The organism is Streptomyces sp. NBC_00080, from assembly GCF_045041255.1.
GTDB classification, from domain to species: Bacteria; Actinomycetota; Actinomycetes; order Streptomycetales; family Streptomycetaceae; genus Streptomyces; species Streptomyces coriariae.
This window is the reverse complement of sequence record NZ_CP108235.1, coordinates 1,850,977-1,868,191: the sequence shown is the minus strand read 5'-3', so window position 1 is coordinate 1,868,191 and position 17,215 is coordinate 1,850,977. Positions and strand designations below refer to the sequence as shown.

Sequence of the window (17,215 nt, the reverse complement as noted above, 5' to 3'; positions counted from 1 at the left end):
ATGCGATTCCCCCGCCGTCCCCGCCCTTCCCGCGGTCCCCGGCCTCCCCGGCTTCTCGCCGCGGTCTTCCTCACCCCGCTGCTCGTCGGCTGCTTCGCCTCCTCCGGTGGCGACGACGATGCGGACTCCGGCGCCGACGACGGCTCCCGGCTGCGCGTCGCGCTCGCCTTCCCGCCCGCCGAGAACCTCTCCCCCTACGGCGCCGACGCGACGATCCTCAGCCGACTCGGGGTCACCGAGGGGCTGACCGCGCTCGACGCCAACGGCGCCGCCGCTCCCGCACTCGCCGCGTCCTGGCGCCGAGTGGACGACCGCAGCTGGCTGTTCACCCTGCGCGAGGCCGCTTTCCAGGACGGTACGGAGGTCACGCCCGCCGCTGTCGCCGCCTCCCTCACGCACGCCACCGAGGCCCAGCCGGTCCCGGCCGCGCTCTCCGGCGTCACCCTCACGGCGAAGGCGGAGGGCAGAACCGGCGTGCGCGTCACCACCGCCGCCCCCGACCCGGTCCTGCCCCTGCGCCTGTCGAGCCCCGGCCTCGCCGTCCTCGCTCCGAAGGCCTACGGGAAGAGGGGGGCCGTCGATCCGGTCGGCACCGCCACCGGACCCTTCGAACTCACCGAGGTCACCGGCGCCACCGCCGCCGACCTGGACCGCTTCGACGACTACTGGGGCGGCCGGGCGCAGGCCTCCGGCGTCGAGGCGCGCTTCATCGCCGACGGCACCGCCCGCGCCAACGCCCTGCGCACCGGACAGGTCGACCTCGCCGAGGCGATACCCGTCGCCCAGGCGGCCACCCTCGACGCGGACACCCGCCGTGAGACCGCCACGACCCGCACCACCAGCCTGCTGCTCAACGCGAAGTCGGGTGTCTTCAAGGACCCGGCCCTGCGGGCCGCCGCGCGGGCGGCCGTCGACACCTCGGCCCTCGCCGAGGGTGTCTACGAGGGGCACGCGGACGCCGGCGCCGGCATCTACGGCCCCGCCGTCACCTGGACCGAGGGCAAGCGTGTCCAGCCCACCGGGCGGGCGAGGGCCGGTCGTCCCGGCGGTGACTCGCTCACCCTCGCCACCTATGACAACCGGCCCGAACTCCCGGAAGCCGCACAGGTGTTGAAGCAACAGCTGGAGAAGGCCGGCTTCAAGGTGAAGTTGGAGGTGCGTGAGTACTCGAGGCTGGAGAGCGACGCGCTCGCGGGGAAGTTCGACGCCTTCCTCGGCGCCCGCAACAGTCTCCTCGACACCGGCGACCCCGTCTCCCTCCTGGCCAGTGACTTCACCTGCGGCGGCGGCTACAACCTCGCCCTGCTGTGCGACAAGGGTGTCGACCGGGCGGTCGCCGAGGCGCAGACGGTGGCCGACACCGGTGAGCGGCAGGATGCCGCCCTGGCCGCCGAGGCCGCGATCCTCGGCACCGACGCCGTCGTCCCGCTGGTCCACCAGCGCGTCATCACCGGCGTCGGCGCCGAGGTCGAGGGGGTGCTCCTCGATCCGTACGAGCGCACGCTCGTAGGTGCCGGGACCCGGCGCTGACGGCATGAGGAGCAGGCTGGGCGCGCTGCTGTGGCGTGCCGTGCTGGCCGCACTGCTGGTGTGCGGCATCGGGCTGCTGCCCTGGCTGTCGCACACCGACCCGGCGCTGACCGTGTTGAAGGCGCGGTCCGCCGACCGTGACGCCACACCCCAGGTTCTCGCCGACATCCGAGACCAACTCGGGCTGGACGAAGGCCCGTTGCGCCTCCTCGGGCAGTGGCTCGCCGGGTTGCCGCGCGGGGACGCCGGACGGTCGTGGATCTCCGGTGCCGATGTGCTGCCCGGGGTCATCGAGGCGCTCGGCGCGTCGCTGCTGCTGATGGCGGTGGCGTTGGCGGTCGCCCTGGTCACCGCCGCCGGCGTATGTGCCCGCACCCTGTACCTCGGCGCCCGGCGGCGGCTGGAGGGCCGCCCCGCCGGCGGCTCCGGTTCCGCGGTGCTCGCCGCGCTGCCCGAGTTCCTCACCGCTTCCGTGCTCGCCACCGTTGTCGGCGTGCAGTGGGGATGGCTGCCCGCTCTCGGCTGGTACGGCCCGCAGTGGACGGTGTTGCCCGCGCTGGCCCTGGGCCTGCCCGCCGGCGCGGTGCTCGGACGCCTTCTCGACGACCAGTTGCCGGCCGCCTTCGCCGAGCCCTGGGCGGTGGCCGCCGCCGCGCGCGGACTGCCCGGCCGGAGCATCGCCCGCAAGGCGCTGCGCCGCTGTGTGCCCGGACTGCTGCCCAACCTCGGGCTGTTCGTCGTGGGGCTGACCGGCGGATCCGTCGCCGTGGAGCAGATCTTCGACATCCCCGGGCTCGGCCGGACCACCCTCCAGGCCGCGATCGCGCAGGACCTGCCCGTCCTCCAGGCCGGCACCCTCGTCCTCGTCGTCCTCGCCGCCGTCACCACCGTCGGCGCCCGGCTCGCCGCCCGGCTGCTCATCGGCCCCGCGCTGCGCGACGGCGCATTGCATACGCTCCACCGGCCTTCGCCGCCCGTCCGCAGGATCCTGCCTATTGCATACGGTCTTCTGCTGTCCGTCGTCATCTCCCTCGGTCTGCCCCGCGATCCGCTCGCCCTCGACACCGCGACGCGCCTGCGACCCCCCTCCGCCGCCCATCCGTTCGGCACCGACGCGCTCGGCCGTGACGTCCTCGCCCGGGTCGCGCACGGCGCCCTCGACACCCTGCTCCTCGCCCTCGCCATCAGCGCGGTCGCACTGACGGCCGGAGTGCTGCTCGGGCTGCTGCCCCGGTTGTCCGGGCCGCTCGTCGACACCGTGAACGCCGTACCGCCGGTGCTCGCGGCGCTCCTCGTCGCCGCGGTCTGGGGGAGCGGGTCCGCCACGCCCGTGCTCGCCGTGGCCGTCGTGGCCTGGGCGCCGCTCGCCGCGCACACCTCCGCGCTGCTGCGCCAGGAACGGGCCACCCTCCACCTGACCGCCACCCGCGCCCTCGGCGCAGGCCCCGGATATCTGCTGAGGAGCGAGCTCCTGCCCGCCGTCCTCCCGCCCGTGGCCCGGCACGCCCTCCTCCGGCTGCCCGGCATCGCCCTCGCCCTGGCCTCGCTCGGCTTCCTCGGCCTCGGCGCCCAGCCGCCGTCCCCCGAGTGGGGCCTGCTCCTCGCCGAGAACCAGCCCTACGCCGAACGCGCACCCTGGGCCGTCCTGGCCCCCGCGACCGTCCTCGCCGTCCTCGGCGCCCTGGCGGTGACCGCGGCCGGCGGACTGCGACGACCGAGGCCACGGCGACCTCGTACGGCGGACCCGATCGCCGAGGAACGGCCTTCCACGCGACCGGAGTTGGTGGGAGCCGGATGACGGCGACACGGCTTTCCGCGCGTCGCGGCGCGAAGGGGGCGGCTGCGCTCTCCCCCCTCCTGCGCCTGCTGATCCTGAGCCAACTCGCCTTCAACATCGGCTTCTTCGCCGTCCTGCCGTTCCTCGCCGGGCATCTGGGCGACACGGTCGGCATGGCGGGCTGGCTGGTCGGGTTCGTGCTGGGGCTGCGGACCTTCAGCCAGCAGGGGCTGTTCGTGGTCGGCGGGGCCCTCGCCGACCGCTACGGCGTCCGGCCCGTGGTCCTTGCCGGGTGCGTGCTGCGCATCGCCGGGTTCGGCTGGCTCGGACACGCCGAACAGACCTGGACGGTCATCGGGGCGGTGCTGCTGATCGGGTTCGCGGCCGCGCTGTTCTCACCGGCCGTCGAGTCCGAGGTGGCGCGGCAGGCCGTCGTGCACGAGGAGTCGGGCGGTGGGCCGCGGACCCGGGTGCTCGCGCTGTTCACGGTCGCCGGACAGGCCGGGGCGTTCGTCGGGCCGCTGCTCGGCGCACTGCTCCTCGCCGTCGACTTCCGCGCGGTGTGCATGGCCGGAGCCGGCGTCTTCGTCCTCGTCCTGGCCGCTCACGCCCGGCTGCTGCCGCAGCACATCCCCGGCCGCTCCCGGATCCAAGTGCGCGGCGGAACAGGCCCGTTGCTCCGCAACCGCCGCTTCCTCGCCCTGTGCTGCGCGTACGGCACCCATCTCCTCGCCTACAACCAGCTCTACCTCGCCCTGCCCGCCGAGGTGGAGCGGGCGGCCGCCTCGCAGGCACCGCTCGCCTGGCTGTTCGCGCTGTCGTCGCTGCTGGTCGTGACGGCCCAGTTGCCGGTCACCCGGTGGGCGGGGGAGCGGATCGACCTGCGCCGCTCGATGGCGGCCGGGCTCGTGCTGATCGCCGTGGGATTCGCGGTGGTGGCCGTGGCCCGGCCCGCCGGACGGACCGGGACGGCCGGGCTGCTGCCCGCGGCCTGCTTCGTCCTGCTGCTCACGCTCGGTCAGATGCTCGTCGTGCCCGCCACCCGTGCCTGGGTGACCGACCTCGCCGAGGAGGGCCGGCTCGGCCTGTACACCGGGGCACTGTCCTCGGTCTCCGGGCTGGTCGTGCTGCTCGGCAGCGCGGCCACCGGCACCCTCCTGGACGCCGGGCTGCCCCCTGCCGTCCCCTGGCTCCTCCTGGCCGCCGTACCGGCCGCGGCCATCGGGCTCCTTCCCCGGCGGACGTGAACCCGGGAACCCGAAAACCCGGGAGACGCGGAAACGCGGGAAACGCGTGAGCACGCGAACGCGGTGGCGGGGAAACGCGGTGGCGGGGGAACGCGTGAACGCGGGCGCGCAGGAACCGGGAGAACGTGAACACCGCGGCGGCGGTCGACGTATCGGTCGAGCGTGGGAGGATCCCTCACCATGAGTGCGTCCCCGGGCGTCCGGAGTCTGCGCGCCGCGGTGTTCGCCGCGGTGTGCGTGCTGCTGGCCGCCGCCGGGCACGGGCTCGCCACGGGTGACACACCGCCGCCGTGGGCGGACGGCGCCGGATTCCTGGCCGTTTTCACCGCCGGGTGGCTGCTCGGCGCCCGGGAACGCGCCCTGCCCGGGATCGGCGCGGCCATGCTGGCCACCCAGGCGGGCCTGCACGTCGCCTTCGACGCGGCCCGCTCCCGTACGGCCGCGCGGACCATGCCCGCGATGCCCATGACGTCCGCGCACGGTACGCATGCGCACGGTATGCACCTGCACGCCCACACCGCCTCGGCGATGACCGCGCACGCGACGGCGGCCCATGTCCTCGCGGCGCTCGCCGCCTCCTGGTGGCTGCGGCGCGGTGAGGCCGCCCTGTGGTCGCTGCTGCGCTGGGCGGCCGCCTTCCTGCCGGGCCTCGGGGCCTGGTCGCGGGTGACCCCTGCCCCGCCGCCCGTGCCGTCGGTCCGTCCCGCAGCCTCGGCGCCCGTCCCGCTCCGGCAGCTGCTGCTGCGCCATGCGGTGAGCCGCCGCGGACCGCCCGCCCCGATCCCGTACGCCATCTGACCCCGAGCCGGCCCCGAGCCGGATCCCCATCCTTCCTGTACGGAGATCACCTACTCATGTCCACGACACACCCCGCCCTGCGCCGCGCCGGTCTCGGCACCGTGCTCGCCGCCGCCGCGGTCCTCGCCGCCGCCGGTGCCGCCTCCGCGCACGTCACCGTGCACCCCGAGAGCTACGCCGAGGGCGCCACGGACGGCGTCCTCAGCTTCCGGGTCCCCAACGAGGAGGACACCGCGAGCACCACCAAGGTCCAGGTCTTCCTCCCCACCGACCACCCCGTGCTCGGCGTGCTGGTCCATCCGCAGGACGGCTGGACCGCCAAGGTGACGACCACGAAGCTCAAGACGCCCGTCAAGACGGACGACGGCACGATCGGCGAGGCCGTCTCCGAGATCACCTGGACCGGCGGGAAGATCGGCGCCGGCCAGTACGAGGACTTCGACGTCGCCTTCGGCCGGCTTCCCGACGACGCGGCTCAACTGGCCTTCAAGACCCTCCAGACCTACTCCGACGGCAAGACCGTCCGCTGGATCGAGGAGGCCGAGGCGGGCGCGGACGAACCGGAGGACCCGGCGCCGGTGCTGAAGCTGACAGCGGCTGCGGCGGACGACAGCGACGGCACCTCCGACGCGGCCTCCAAGAGCGCGGACGGTGCGAGCGGCGCGGACGGCACCCAGAGCGGCACGGTCCAGGTCACCGCGGCCGACGCCGGTGACTCCACCGCCCGCGGACTGGGCGTCGCGGGGCTGGCCGTCGGCGTGCTCGGCCTCGCGGCGGCCGGCTTCGCCGTCGTACGGACGCGGTCGGCTCGGTCGTAACCACGCGGGAAGCCCATGGGGCAGGGCCCGGACCGTGAACCCGGTCCGGGCCCTGCCCCATGGGAGAGGGGGAGCTACACGAGCTCCAGGACCTTCGGCGCCGGAGCCTGCGCGGCGATCCGCGAGGTCCGCCACAGCCACAGCACGTCCCGGCCGAAGGACCACACCAGCGAGCCCAGCGCCAGCAGGACGACGGCGAAGTTGGCGGCGTACGGCAGCAGGTTCGCGCCCGCCAGCAGCAGCAGGACGCCCTGGAGCGCGGCGACCGTCTTGCGGGCGGTGCTCGGCGGGAGCGGGGCATTGAGCCAGGGGGCGACGCGGGCCGCCGCGACGAACACGTAGCGCATGCCGCCGATCAGCAGGACCCACGGTCCGAGCGCCATCGAGACGTACACGCTGAGCACCAGGATCAGGAACGCGTCGACCTCCATGTCGAAGCGCGCTCCCAGCGCCGTCGAAGTGCCGGTGCGGCGGGCGACCTTGCCGTCGACGCCGTCGAGTATCAGGGCCACGGCCGTCAGGCCGACCAGCAGCGTCACGGGCGGCGTGCTCTCGAAGGAATCCGCGACCAGCGCGGTCACCCCGCCGACCAGCGTCGCCCGGCCGAGCGTCACCCGGTTGGCCGGGCCGAACGAGCGCAGGCTGGAGCGGTGCAGCGCCCGGGAGAGCACCCCCCAGGTGGCGATGGCGAAGACGAGACCGGTCACCCAGCCCGCCGGCCCGAGGCCGATCGCCGAACCGAGCAGAGCCAGCAACAGGATCTGAACGCCCGCTCCCACAGCGGTCTCCTGCTGGACCAGCCTTGCGTCGTAAGTGTTGTTCAGGGCCACCGCACATTCCTCCGGCCAGATGACAAAGATGATCAGTGCCGCGTACTGTGCGCGGACTGTGCACACCTCGGTACGTGGGCCGGTTGCCGATCGTTCAGGAGGATGCCGATGTCTGTCACCGCTCGTGCGTTCTGGGTCAGCTCTCCGGGTGAAGGGGAGATCCGCGAGATCGTCCTTCCCGACCCGGCCGAGGACGAGGTGCTGGTGCGCTCGCTGTGGTCCGGTGTCAGCCGTGGCACGGAGACCCTCGTCTTCCGCGGCGGGGTGCCCGAGAGCCAGCACGCGGCGATGCGGGCGCCGTTCCAGGAGGGCGACTTCCCGGCGCCCGTGAAGTACGGCTACCTCAACGTCGGGGTGGTGGAGAAGGGACCGGCGGCGCTCGTCGGACACACGGTCTTCTGCCTCTACCCGCACCAGACCCGGTACGTCGTCCCGGCGTCGGCGGTGACGGTCGTACCGGACTCGGTGCCCGCGCCGCGGGCCGTCCTCGCCGGCACCGTCGAGACGGCCGTCAACGCGCTGTGGGACGCGGCGCCGCTGGTCGGCGACCGGATCGCGGTGGTCGGCGGCGGCATGGTCGGCTGCTCGGTGGCCGCGCTGCTGGCCCGCTTCCCCGGCGTCCGCGTGCAGTTGGTGGACGCCGACCCGGCACGGGCGAAGGTCGCCGAGGCCCTCGGTGTCGACTTCGCCTCCCCCGAGGACGCCCGGGGCGGTCTCGACCTCGTCGTGCACGCCAGCGCCACCGAACAGGGCCTGGCCCGCTCCCTGGAGCTGCTGTCCGCCGAGGGCACCGTCCTCGAACTGAGCTGGTACGGCGACCGGAAGGTCTCCCTCCCGCTCGGCGAGGACTTCCACTCCCGGCGGCTGGTCATCCGCAGCAGCCAGGTCGGCACCGTCTCCCCGGCCCGACGCTCCAGCCGGACGTACGCCGACCGGCTCGCGCTCGCCCTGGAGCTGCTGGCCGACCCGGCGCTCGACGCCCTCGTCACCGGAGACAGCGCTTTCGAGGAGTTGCCGGACGTGATGCCGAAGCTCGCGGCAGGCGCGATTCCGGCCCTGTGTCACCGCGTCGGGTACGGGCAAGAGCGCCTGACCTGAGAAAAGAGTGAGATCGGGCTGAACACGGGGAAGTGAAGGTCCGTACTACACGGCATCCCCCGGGCGGCCAACGGCCGGGGGGAGCAGAGGCGCCGCACCTGGAGGGTCGTCCGTTGTTCAGTGTCACCGTCCGCGATCACATCATGATCGCCCACAGCTTCCGCGGCGAGGTCTTCGGACCCGCGCAGCGCCTGCACGGAGCGACGTTCCTCGTGGACGCCACTTTCCGCCGTGAGCAGCTGGACGACGACAACATCGTCGTCGACATCGGGCTGGCCACGCAGGAGCTCGGCGCCGTGGTCAGCGAGCTGAACTACCGCAACCTCGACAACGAGCCCGACTTCGCCGGGGTCAACACCTCGACCGAGTTCCTGGCCAAGGTCGTCGCGGACCGGCTCGCGGAGCGGATCCACAAGGGCGCGCTCGGCGAGGGCGCCCGGGGCATCGCCGCCATCGCGGTCAGCCTGCACGAGTCGCACGTCGCCTGGGCGAGTTACGAGCGTGCGCTGTGACCGACGTGACCATGGAAAAGGCGGCCGTGCCCAAGGCCCCGCTCGCGTACGTGCCCGCGCAGGCCGCGCTTCCCAAGATCGGCGGGATCATCCCCATGTCCCTGCGCTCCGTGCAGTTCGTGATGCCCGGCGGTGTCGACGACCCGGCGAACCCGAGCGGCGGCAACGCCTACGACCGGCGCCTGTGCCTGGATCTGCCCGGCTTCGGCTGGCAGGTGCACAAGCACCAGGTGTCCGGTTCCTGGCCCCGCCCGGAGGCGGCCGCCCGCGCGGAACTGGCGCGGACGCTGCGGGAGTTCCCCGACGGCACGGTCGTCCTCCTCGACGGGCTGGTGGCCTGCGGGGTCCCGGAGATCATCGCTCCCGAGGCGGAGCGACTGCGGCTCGTCGTCCTGGTCCACCTGCCGCTCGGTGACGAGCGGGGCCTAGCCCCCGAGGTGGCGGCCGAACTCGACGCCAAGGAGCGGGCCGTGCTGCGGGCCGTCCCGGCCGTCGTCGCGACCAGCGAGTGGGCGGTGCGCCGCCTCGTCTCCCACCACGGACTCGCCCCCGAGCGCGTGCACGCCGCCGCCCCCGGCGCCGACATCGCCCCCCTCGCCTCCGGCACCGACGGCGTGTCGCGCCTGCTGTGCGTGGCCGCCGTGACCCCGCGCAAGGGCCAGCACCGGCTGGTGGAGGCACTGGCCGCGGCGAGAGACCTGCCGTGGAGCTGCGTGTGCGTGGGCGGACTCGGGCAGGACCCTGAGTACGTCGCCCATCTGCGCGGCCTGATCGCCCGTTACGGCCTTCAGGACCGGCTGGAGCTGGCGGGCCCGAAGGCCGGCGCCGAGCTCGACGCCGCCTACGCCTCCGCCGACCTGATGGTCCTCACCTCCTACGCGGAGACGTACGGCATGGCCGTCACCGAGGCACTCGCCCGCGGCATCCCCGTCCTCGCGACGGACGTCGGCGGGCTGCCCGAGGCGGTCGGCCGCGCCCCCGACGGCGGTGTCCCCGGCATCCTCGTCCCGCCGGAGGACCCGGCCGCCCTCGCGGTCGAACTGCGCGGCTGGTTCGGCGAGGCCGACGTGCGACGTCGTCTCAAGGCCGCCGCGCGGGGCCGCCGGGCGGCCCTGAACGGCTGGGCGACCACCGCCCAGAGCCTGGCCGGCGTCCTGGGCCGGCTTCCCAGCGAACCCCGGAGGGCTGCATGAGGAAGACGACGGCGACGCCGGCCGACGTGGCACGACGCGTGGGCGGCATTCCGGCACAGCCGGTCCGGAAGGAGGCTGGTTCCGTGATGGAGTCCCTGATCCCCGACGGCGGCTCCGCGGCACACGCGGTGACACCGGGCGCGGAGTCCGCGGCGCGGTCGGCGGGCTCGGGCCCGGTGATGCAGGCGGCGGCCTCCGGTACGGGTTCCGGTTCCGTGCCGCACGCCGTGGCGGCCGGTGCGCAGTCCGCGGTGGAGTCGCCGGGTTCCGGTGCCGACGATGCGGTGCTCGGCGTGATAGCGGGCGCCGGACCGGTGAGCCGGACCGGGGAGCGGCCCACCGTGCGGCTGCGCGACGTCGGGCCGGACGAGCAGCCCCGTTACGCCCCCGAGTGGCTTGAGCTGCGCGAGCCCGCCGACGCCGCCGCCCGGTCGATGGAGCTGCTGGACCCGCTGCGGATCCGGCTCGCCAACCTGCCCGGACGCGGCGGCCTCGCCATCCACGACCTGGGATGCGGCACCGGCTCGATGGGCCGCTGGCTGGCGCCCCGCCTGGACGGTGCCCAGCACTGGATCCTGCACGACCGTGACCCCTACCTCCTGCACTTCGCGGCCGTCGCCTCGCCCCGGGCGGCCGGCGACGGCAGCCGGGTCACCGTCGAGACCCGGCGCGGCGACGTCGCCCGCCTCACCCCGGACGCCCTGCTCGGCGCCTCGCTGGTCACCGCGTCCGCGCTGCTCGACGTCCTCACCCGCGAGGAGGTCGAGACGCTCGCCGCGGCCTGTGCCGGCGCCGGCTGCCCGGCGCTGCTGACCCTCTCGGTCGCCGGACGCGTCGAACTCAGCGCGCCGGACCCGCTGGACGACGAGATCGCCGCCGCCTTCAACGACCACCAGCGGCGCGGAGGTCTCCTCGGCCCCGACTCGGTGACCGTCGCCTGCGAGGCGTTCGCCGCCCACGGCGCGACCGTCAAGGTGCACCCGAGCCCGTGGCGGCTCGGCCCCGAGAACGTGGGCCTGACCGCCCAGTGGCTGCGCGGCTGGGTCGGCGCGGCCGTGGAGGAGCGCCCCGAACTGGCCGAGCGCGCCGAGGCCTACCTGGCCGCCCGGCTGGCGGCCTGCGCGGCGGGCGAACTGCACGTCACCGTCCACCACAGCGACCTGCTGGCACTGGCCCGGCCCACGGGCGGCCTGTGATGAGCGCGGAGACGGTGAGCCCCCGGGTGACGGTCGCGCCGCCGGCCGACTGGACGGAGGGAGCCAGGACGGTCGCGCGCCGGCCCCTGCGCAGCCCCTCGGTGGCCCGCACCGGCGCCGCCGTGTCGGAGGCCCGGATCGGTGTCATCGTGACCGGGCCGCGGGCGTCGAAGCCCTCCCGGCTGCGCGCCCTGCTCGGCAACCGGGCCGTCCGCACGCACTTCGGGACGGTCGCCGGAGTCGCCATCCTCAGCGTGCTGCTGTGGCGGCTGGGCACCGGCGTCTTCATGGACGGACTGCGCCGGATCGACGGGCCGACGCTGCTGGTGGGGCTCGGGATCGGCGCGGTCACCACGGTGTTCAGCGCCTGGCGATGGGCGCTGGTGGCCCGCGGGCTGCGCATCCGGCTGCCGCTCGGCCCGGCCGTCGCCGACTACTACCGGGCGCTGTTCCTCAACGCGGCCCTGCCCGGCGGCGTCCTCGGCGACGTGCACCGCGCGGTACGGCACGGGCAGAGCGCCGGTGACGTCGGACGCGGCGTGCGGGCCGTGGTCCTGGAGCGCACCGCGGGACAGCTCGTGCTGGCCGTCGCGGGCGTAACGGTCCTGCTGACCCTGCCCTCCCCGGTCATGCAGGACGTACGGCACATCGCCCCGCTGGGCCTGCTGGCCGGCGTGGGCGCGCTCGCCGTCGTCCTCGCCGTCCGGATGAACTCCTCGGCACCGCGGCGCGGCGGCCGGCTGCGGGCGGGACTGGCCGAGGCACGCGAGGGACTGCTGTCGCGGCGCAACGGGCCGGGCGTCGCCGTGTCGTCGGCGGTCGTACTGGCCGGGCACCTCGGGATGTTCGTCGTGGCCGCGCGGGTCGCCGGCTCCGACGCCTCGGTCCTCGAACTGCTGCCGATCGCCGTCCTCGCCCTGCTCGCCATGGGCCTGCCGCTGAACGTCGGCGGCTGGGGCCCGCGCGAGGGCGTCACCGCCTGGGCGTTCGGCGCCGCCGGGCTCGGCGCGAGCACCGGTCTCGCCGTCGCCGTCGTGTACGGCGTGCTCAGCTTCGTGGCGGCGCTGCCGGGGGCGGTCGTGCTGGTCGCCCGCTGGTACGCGGGGCTGCGGGCCGGGGCCGCCGCGAAGACGGGCCCCGGGCTCGACGAGCGGCGTCACGACGACGTCGCGGCACCCGCTCCGGAGTCGTCACCTGCGCCGGACTCACCGGTCGCGGCGGTACGGATTTCGGTTCCCGAAGCCGTCGGAGTTGCCGTGGTCAGCAAGGAGAAATACGCACCGAAGGAATCCGCCAGGCTCGCCAGGAGTTCCTTCCCCTTTTCCGCGGACCCCAGGGAAGGACGGCCGATGACGCCCGAATCGGTATAGGCGGACATTCCCAGCGTGAGCAGATGACGGCGGTCGTCCGCGACGAAATCGGCCGACTCATAACCGGGCCGGACGAGTTCGGGGTGGGCGTGCAACAGGATCGACGTCTCGATCTCCCCGGCGTGCATGTCGGTGAGCAGCGAGGTCGACACCCCGGACCGCTCCAGCGCCGCCTCCCAGTCCTCCGGGGCCGGGAAGAGGGCCATCCGCTCACCCGCGGCGGAGGACTCCTGGACGACGTTGCCCAGGACGTAGTTCCCGCCGTGTCCGTTGACCAGCACCAAGGCCTCGACGCCCGAGCGGCGCAGCGACGCCGCTATGTCCCGTACCACCGCGTGAAGGGTCACGGAGGAGATGCTGACGGTTCCCGGCCAGGCCGCGTGCTCGTGCGAGCAGGCGATGGTCACCGGCGGGAGGAGGTGCACCGGGTACGCCCCGGCGATCTCCCGGGCGATGGCACAGGCGACCAGTGTGTCGGTGGCCAACGGCAGGTACGGTCCGTGCTGTTCGAAGCTTCCGACGGGCAGGACCGCCACCTGTGTCGAGACGCCGGCGCCCCGGGTCCTCACGTCTTCGGACGTGTCCGTCGGCACCAGTCCGTACGCCGCCGACCGTATTTCCGAACCACTCATTTCTTCCCGGCCCTTCGTCTCTGCTTAGGAACCAGATCATGACAGAAAAAATTGGCGTACTCGGCACGAAGACCCCGCAGCGCACCGGTGTGGAACGCGTGGTGAATGCACCCCTGCCCACCGTGTACGGGAAATTCCAGGCGGTCGGCTACATGGACCACGACCGCGGTGACGAGCAAGTCGCCCTGGTCTACGGCGAGATCGGCACCGAGGACGTACTGACCCGGCTGCACTCGGAATGCCTGACCGGCGACGCGTTCGGCTCCCAGCACTGCGAGTGCGGCGACCAGCTGGCGTCCGCGCTGCGGGCGGTCGTCGCCGAGGGCCGCGGCGTGGTCGTCTATCTGCGCGGGCACGAGGGCCGGGGGATCGGGCTGCTCGGCAAGCTGCGGGCGATGGCGTTGCAGGCGGAGGGCCTGGACACCGTCGAGGCCAATGTCGCGCTCGGCTTCCCGGTCGACGCCCGCGACTACAAGGTGGCCGCCGACATCCTGCGCGACCTGGGCGTCGACTCCGTCCGTCTGATGTCGAACAACCCGCGCAAGCGCGAGGCGCTGGTGGACAACGGCATCCGGGTCGCCGAGGAGGTCCCGCTGCTGATCGAGCCGTGCGAGAACAACATCACCTACCTGCGTACCAAGCGGGAGCGCCTGGACCACCGGCTGCCCCACCTGGACGCGGTGGCGCACTGGTCCTGATCGGGCGTGGGACCGCCGCCCCGACGGGTAGGGATCACGGCGGCCATGGCGTACGACAGCCCCGGTCCCGGCGTACGGGCCGGTGCCGCCGTGACAAGGAGCCGCTCGGGTGAACACGCATGCCTCGGTAGTCGTCATCGGCGGCGGGGTGATGGGCACGAGCATCGCCTACCACCTCGCCGCCGCGGGCGTCCATGACGTCCTGCTGGTGGAGCGCGACGAACTCGCCGCGGGCTCGACCTCGAAAGCCGCCGGCGGGGTGCGCGCCCAGTTCTCCGACGAGCTGAACATCCAGCTCGGGGCGCGCAGCCTGGAAAGCTTCGGGCGGTTCGAGGAGGAGACCGGGTACGACATCGGGCTGCACCGCGTCGGCTACCTGTTCCTGCTGTCCACGCCGCAGGAGGTCGCCTCCTTCGAGGCGGGCGTGCGGCTCCAGAACGCGCTCGGGGTGCCCAGCCGCATGATCGACCCGACCGAGGCGCGGCGCCTCTCCCCGCTGATCCGCACCGACGGGTTACGCGCGGCCGCGTTCTCGCCCGACGACGGGCACTGCACTCCGGAGGCCGTCGTCCACGGGTACGCGGCCGCCGCCCGCCGGTACGGGGCGCGCATCCTGCGGCACACCGCGGTCACCGGCATCGAACGGCGGGGCGCCACGATCACCGCCGTGCAGACCACCCTCGGCCGCGTCACCACCGACACGGTGGTCTGCGCGGCCGGCGCCTGGTCCCGGGCCGTCGGCGCGATGGCCGGCGTGGAGCTGCCGGTGCAGCCGCTGCGCCGCCAGATCGCGGTCACCGAACCGGTCCCCGGCCTGCCGCCGGACCTCCCCATGACCATCGACTTCACCAGCAGCCTCTACTTCCACGGCGAGGGCCCCGGTCTGCTGGTCGGCATGTCCGACCCCGACGAACGGCCGGGCTTCGCCACCGACACCCACGACCGGTGGATCCCCCGGCTCGCCGCGGCCATGGAGCGCCGCGCCCCCGCCCTTCTCGACCTGCGCCGCACGGGTGGCTGGGCGGGGCTGTACGAGGTCACCCCGGACCACAACGCGCTGATCGGCGAAGCGTCTTCGGTATCCCGCTTTCTGTATGCGACCGGCTTCTCCGGTCATGGTTTCCTCCAGGGGCCGGCCGTCGGCGAGGTCGTCCGCGACCTGTGTCTCGGCCGCGTACCCTTCGTGGACGTCACCCCCCTGAGCGCCGACCGTTTCGCGGCCGACGCCCCGCGTCCGGAGGCCAATCGCGTATGACCGAACTGCACCTGTGGCTGCGGCACGAGGTCCGCACCACCGAACGGCGCACCCCGGTCGTCCCCGACGACGCCCGCCGCCTCGTCGAGGCCGGTGTGGAACTGACCGTCGAGGACTCCCCGCAGCGCGTCTTCCCGGCGCGGGAGTACGAGGCCGTCGGTGCGCGGATCGCTCCAGCCGGCTCCTGGGTGTCCGCGCCGCCCGAGGCGGTCGTCCTCGGCCTGAAGGAACTCCCGGACCGACCTGCGCAGCTGAGGCACCGTCACATCTTCTTCGGGCACGCGTACAAGCAACAGCCGGGTGCCGAGGAGCTGTTGCGTCGGTTCGCCGCCGGGGGAGGGGCGCTCCTGGACCTGGAGTACCTGGTCGACGACGACGGTCGCCGGCTCGCCGCCTTCGGTTTCTGGGCGGGCTACCTGGGCGCCGCCCTGGCGGTCCTCCAGCACCGGGGCCGGCTGACCGCCCCCCTGCTTCCCACCGGCAAGGACGCGTTGGACGAGACGCTGCGTCCGGCAGTCGGGGACGAGGAGTTCACCGCCCTCGTCGTCGGCGCCCTGGGCCGCAGCGGCCGGGGGGCGCGGGCCGCGTTCGCCACGGCGGGAGCCGAACCCACCTGCTGGGACCTGGCGGAGACCGGCGACCTGGACCGCCCCGCCCTGCTGGCCCACGACGTGATGGTCAACTGCGTCCTCGCCACGGCCCCGGTGCCGCCGTTCGTCCGTGAGCAGGACCTCGACGACCCGGCCCGCCGGCTGCGCACCCTCTCCGACGTCACCTGCGACGTGGGCTCACCCCTCAACGTCCTGCCGGTGTACGACCGCACCACCGAGTGGGCGGACCCCGTGCGCCGGCTGCGCAAGGAACCCCCGCTCGACCTGATCGCCATCGACAACCTGCCGTCCCTGCTGCCGCGCGAGTCCAGCGTCGACTTCTCGGCGGACCTGACGCCCCGGCTGATGGACTTCGGCGTCGGCGGACCGTGGGGCCGCTGTCTGGACCGCTTCGAACGGGCCTCCCGTGAACTCGGAGTGGGAGAAGAGGAGTTCGGTCGTGACTGAGCTGGTTCCGGCGACGGGCACCGTCCACTGGATCGGTGCCGGCCTCTCCACGGGCAGCGGTCTGGCCGCCCTGTGCGAGCACACCGACGGCGTACGGCTGTGGCACCGCACGGTGGAGCGGGCGGCCGAGGCCCTGGACCGGCTGGGTCTGACCGGACGCGCCGAGCCGCTCGCCTACACCCTCGACGCGCTCACCGGGCGACTGGCGCCCGGGGACGTCGTGGTGTCGATGCTGCCCGCGTCCGAGCACGCGGCGCTGCTGGCGGCGTGCGTGACCCGGCGGGCCCACTTCGCGTGCTCCAGCTATGTCTCCGACGCGGTGCTGGAGCAGGTGCCCGCGGCCACCGGGGCCGGGCTCGTCGTTCTCACCGAGGCCGGGCTCGACCCGGGCATCGACCACCTCTTCGCGCACAGCCTGGTGGCGCGCGCCCGGCGGGCGATCGGCGACGACACGGCGGCCACGTATCGCCTCACCTCGTACTGCGGAGGCGTCCCGGCCGTTCCCGACGACTTCAGGTATCGCTTCAGCTGGGCACCCTTCGGCGTCCTCAACGCCCTTCGCTCGCCCGCGCGTTACGTCGAAAACGGCACCGAGACCCTGGTCGGCCGGCCCTGGGAGGCCACCCGGGAGCACCTCGTCGAAGGCGAGACCTTCGAGGTCTACCCCAACCGCGACAGCGTTCCGTTCATCGAGCAGTACGAGCTGCCGCGGGCCTGGAAGCCGCGGACCTTCGTACGCGGCACCCTGCGCCTGGACGGCTGGCTGCGGGCCTGGGACGCGGTCTTCGAGCGGCTGAGGACGGACGACGACGCCGGTATCGCCGCGCTGGCCCAGGAGTTGGCGGCGGCCCACCCGACCACGGACACCGACCGCGACCGCGTGGTCCTCGCCGTGTCGCTGGAGGTGCGGGTGCCCGGGAGCGGTACGGGTGACGGCGGCGACGCTGGCGATCAGGCCGACGGCGCAGGCAACGGCGCGGTGTGGTCAGGGAGTTACCTCCTGGACCTGGAGGGCGACGAGGAGGAGAGCGCGATGGCACGCTGCGTCTCCCGACCGCTCGCCCTCGGAGTCCGGCACATCCTGGACGGCTCCCTGTCACCCGGGCTGAGCCGCGCGGCCGAGACGGCACCGCGCTCCGAGGAATGGCTTCGTGAACTCAGGTACCAGGGGATCGAGTTCACGCTGCGGGTCGCGGGCTGACG

The 17,215-nt window shown here is 73.8% G+C and carries 15 protein-coding genes and 1 pseudogene; 14 read left to right on the top strand and 2 right to left on the bottom strand.

Annotated features, from left to right (window positions below):
• From OHU34_RS08335 to OHU34_RS08315, 5 genes are all read left to right on the top strand, one after another.
• A complete protein-coding gene (locus tag OHU34_RS08335) occupies positions 1 to 1,530 on the top strand; it encodes an ABC transporter substrate-binding protein (RefSeq protein WP_405765630.1) in 1,530 nt (509 codons plus the stop codon).
• A 4-nt stretch (positions 1,531 to 1,534) separates the two neighbouring features.
• A complete protein-coding gene (locus OHU34_RS08330; protein ID WP_405765628.1) occupies positions 1,535 to 3,328 on the top strand; it encodes an ABC transporter permease subunit in 1,794 nt (597 codons plus the stop codon).
• Positions 3,325 to 4,554 (top strand): MDR family MFS transporter, encoded by a 1,230-nt coding sequence (locus tag OHU34_RS08325; RefSeq protein WP_405765627.1) that lies wholly within the window; start codon positions 3,325 to 3,327, stop codon positions 4,552 to 4,554. The genes OHU34_RS08330 and OHU34_RS08325 overlap by 4 nt, the downstream gene beginning before the upstream one ends.
• Before the next feature lie 180 nt (positions 4,555 to 4,734).
• The gene (locus tag OHU34_RS08320; RefSeq protein WP_405765625.1) at positions 4,735 to 5,352 is read left to right on the top strand and encodes a hypothetical protein; all 618 of its coding nucleotides are present in this window, start codon (positions 4,735 to 4,737) and stop codon (positions 5,350 to 5,352) included.
• Between the two features lie 56 nt (positions 5,353 to 5,408).
• Entirely contained in the window at positions 5,409 to 6,170 is a 762-nt protein-coding gene (locus OHU34_RS08315; protein WP_230194171.1) for a YcnI family protein, read from the top strand.
• Positions 6,171 to 6,244: 74 nt separating this feature from the next.
• On the opposite strand, the gene OHU34_RS08310 is transcribed toward OHU34_RS08315, so the two are convergent.
• Positions 6,245 to 7,000, bottom strand: coding sequence for a CDP-alcohol phosphatidyltransferase family protein (locus OHU34_RS08310; RefSeq protein WP_142266993.1), 756 nt, complete (start codon positions 6,998 to 7,000; stop codon positions 6,245 to 6,247).
• A 108-nt stretch (positions 7,001 to 7,108) separates the two neighbouring features.
• Between OHU34_RS08310 and OHU34_RS08305 the strand changes: the two genes are divergently transcribed.
• The 5 genes and pseudogenes from OHU34_RS08305 to OHU34_RS08285 all read left to right on the top strand — a co-directional run.
• The gene (locus tag OHU34_RS08305; RefSeq protein ID WP_405765622.1) at positions 7,109 to 8,098 is read left to right on the top strand and encodes a zinc-binding alcohol dehydrogenase; all 990 of its coding nucleotides are present in this window, start codon (positions 7,109 to 7,111) and stop codon (positions 8,096 to 8,098) included.
• 113 nt (positions 8,099 to 8,211) lie between these two features.
• Entirely contained in the window at positions 8,212 to 8,610 is a 399-nt protein-coding gene (locus tag OHU34_RS08300) for a 6-carboxytetrahydropterin synthase (protein WP_020125703.1), read from the top strand.
• Positions 8,607 to 9,803, top strand: a complete 1,197-nt coding sequence (locus tag OHU34_RS08295; RefSeq protein WP_142266995.1) for a glycosyltransferase family 4 protein — start codon at positions 8,607 to 8,609, stop codon at positions 9,801 to 9,803. The genes OHU34_RS08300 and OHU34_RS08295 overlap by 4 nt, the downstream gene beginning before the upstream one ends.
• A complete protein-coding gene (locus OHU34_RS08290) occupies positions 9,800 to 10,999 on the top strand; it encodes a class I SAM-dependent methyltransferase (RefSeq protein ID WP_372481681.1) in 1,200 nt (399 codons plus the stop codon). Before OHU34_RS08295 ends, OHU34_RS08290 begins: the two co-directional genes overlap by 4 nt.
• Positions 10,999 to 12,012 (top strand): annotated as a pseudogene (locus tag OHU34_RS08285) (YbhN family protein); the annotation flags it as partial. The gene OHU34_RS08290 and the pseudogene OHU34_RS08285, both read left to right, overlap by 1 nt.
• Before the next feature lie 143 nt (positions 12,013 to 12,155).
• Here the strand turns inward: OHU34_RS08285 and OHU34_RS08280 are convergent.
• Positions 12,156 to 13,001, bottom strand: coding sequence for a creatininase family protein (locus OHU34_RS08280; RefSeq protein ID WP_308285874.1), 846 nt, complete (start codon positions 12,999 to 13,001; stop codon positions 12,156 to 12,158).
• Positions 13,002 to 13,039: 38 nt separating this feature from the next.
• Between OHU34_RS08280 and ribA the strand changes: the two genes are divergently transcribed.
• The 4 genes from ribA (at position 13,040) to OHU34_RS08260 (ending at position 17,213) form a co-directional block, all read left to right on the top strand.
• The gene (gene ribA, locus OHU34_RS08275) at positions 13,040 to 13,699 is read left to right on the top strand and encodes a GTP cyclohydrolase II (protein WP_028806143.1); all 660 of its coding nucleotides are present in this window, start codon (positions 13,040 to 13,042) and stop codon (positions 13,697 to 13,699) included.
• A gap of 109 nt (positions 13,700 to 13,808) precedes the next feature.
• Positions 13,809 to 14,954, top strand: coding sequence for an FAD-binding oxidoreductase (locus OHU34_RS08270; protein ID WP_142266997.1), 1,146 nt, complete (start codon positions 13,809 to 13,811; stop codon positions 14,952 to 14,954).
• A complete protein-coding gene (locus tag OHU34_RS08265; protein ID WP_230194169.1) occupies positions 14,951 to 16,012 on the top strand; it encodes a saccharopine dehydrogenase in 1,062 nt (353 codons plus the stop codon). The genes OHU34_RS08270 and OHU34_RS08265 overlap by 4 nt, the downstream gene beginning before the upstream one ends.
• Complete coding sequence (locus OHU34_RS08260; RefSeq protein WP_230194168.1) at positions 16,005 to 17,213, top strand: saccharopine dehydrogenase family protein; 1,209 nt, start codon at positions 16,005 to 16,007, stop codon at positions 17,211 to 17,213. Before OHU34_RS08265 ends, OHU34_RS08260 begins: the two co-directional genes overlap by 8 nt.
• Positions 17,214 to 17,215: the final 2 nt, after the last annotated feature.

Excerpts from the sequence above, each read along its gene's own strand:
- OHU34_RS08335 (WP_405765630.1), top strand. The coding sequence starts at position 1 with ATGCGATTCCCCCGCCGTCCCCGCCCTTCCCGCGGTCCCCGGCCTCCC.
- OHU34_RS08330 (WP_405765628.1), top strand. The coding sequence starts at position 1,535 with ATGAGGAGCAGGCTGGGCGCGCTGCTGTGGCGTGCCGTGCTGGCCGCA.
- OHU34_RS08325 (WP_405765627.1), top strand. The coding sequence starts at position 3,325 with ATGACGGCGACACGGCTTTCCGCGCGTCGCGGCGCGAAGGGGGCGGCT.
- OHU34_RS08320 (WP_405765625.1), top strand. The coding sequence starts at position 4,735 with ATGAGTGCGTCCCCGGGCGTCCGGAGTCTGCGCGCCGCGGTGTTCGCC.
- OHU34_RS08315 (WP_230194171.1), top strand. The coding sequence starts at position 5,409 with ATGTCCACGACACACCCCGCCCTGCGCCGCGCCGGTCTCGGCACCGTG.
- OHU34_RS08305 (WP_405765622.1), top strand. The coding sequence starts at position 7,109 with ATGTCTGTCACCGCTCGTGCGTTCTGGGTCAGCTCTCCGGGTGAAGGG.
- OHU34_RS08290 (WP_372481681.1), top strand. The coding sequence starts at position 9,800 with ATGAGGAAGACGACGGCGACGCCGGCCGACGTGGCACGACGCGTGGGC.
- OHU34_RS08280 (WP_308285874.1), bottom strand. The coding sequence starts at position 13,001 with ATGAGTGGTTCGGAAATACGGTCGGCGGCGTACGGACTGGTGCCGACG.
- ribA (WP_028806143.1), top strand. The coding sequence starts at position 13,040 with ATGACAGAAAAAATTGGCGTACTCGGCACGAAGACCCCGCAGCGCACC.
- OHU34_RS08265 (WP_230194169.1), top strand. The coding sequence starts at position 14,951 with ATGACCGAACTGCACCTGTGGCTGCGGCACGAGGTCCGCACCACCGAA.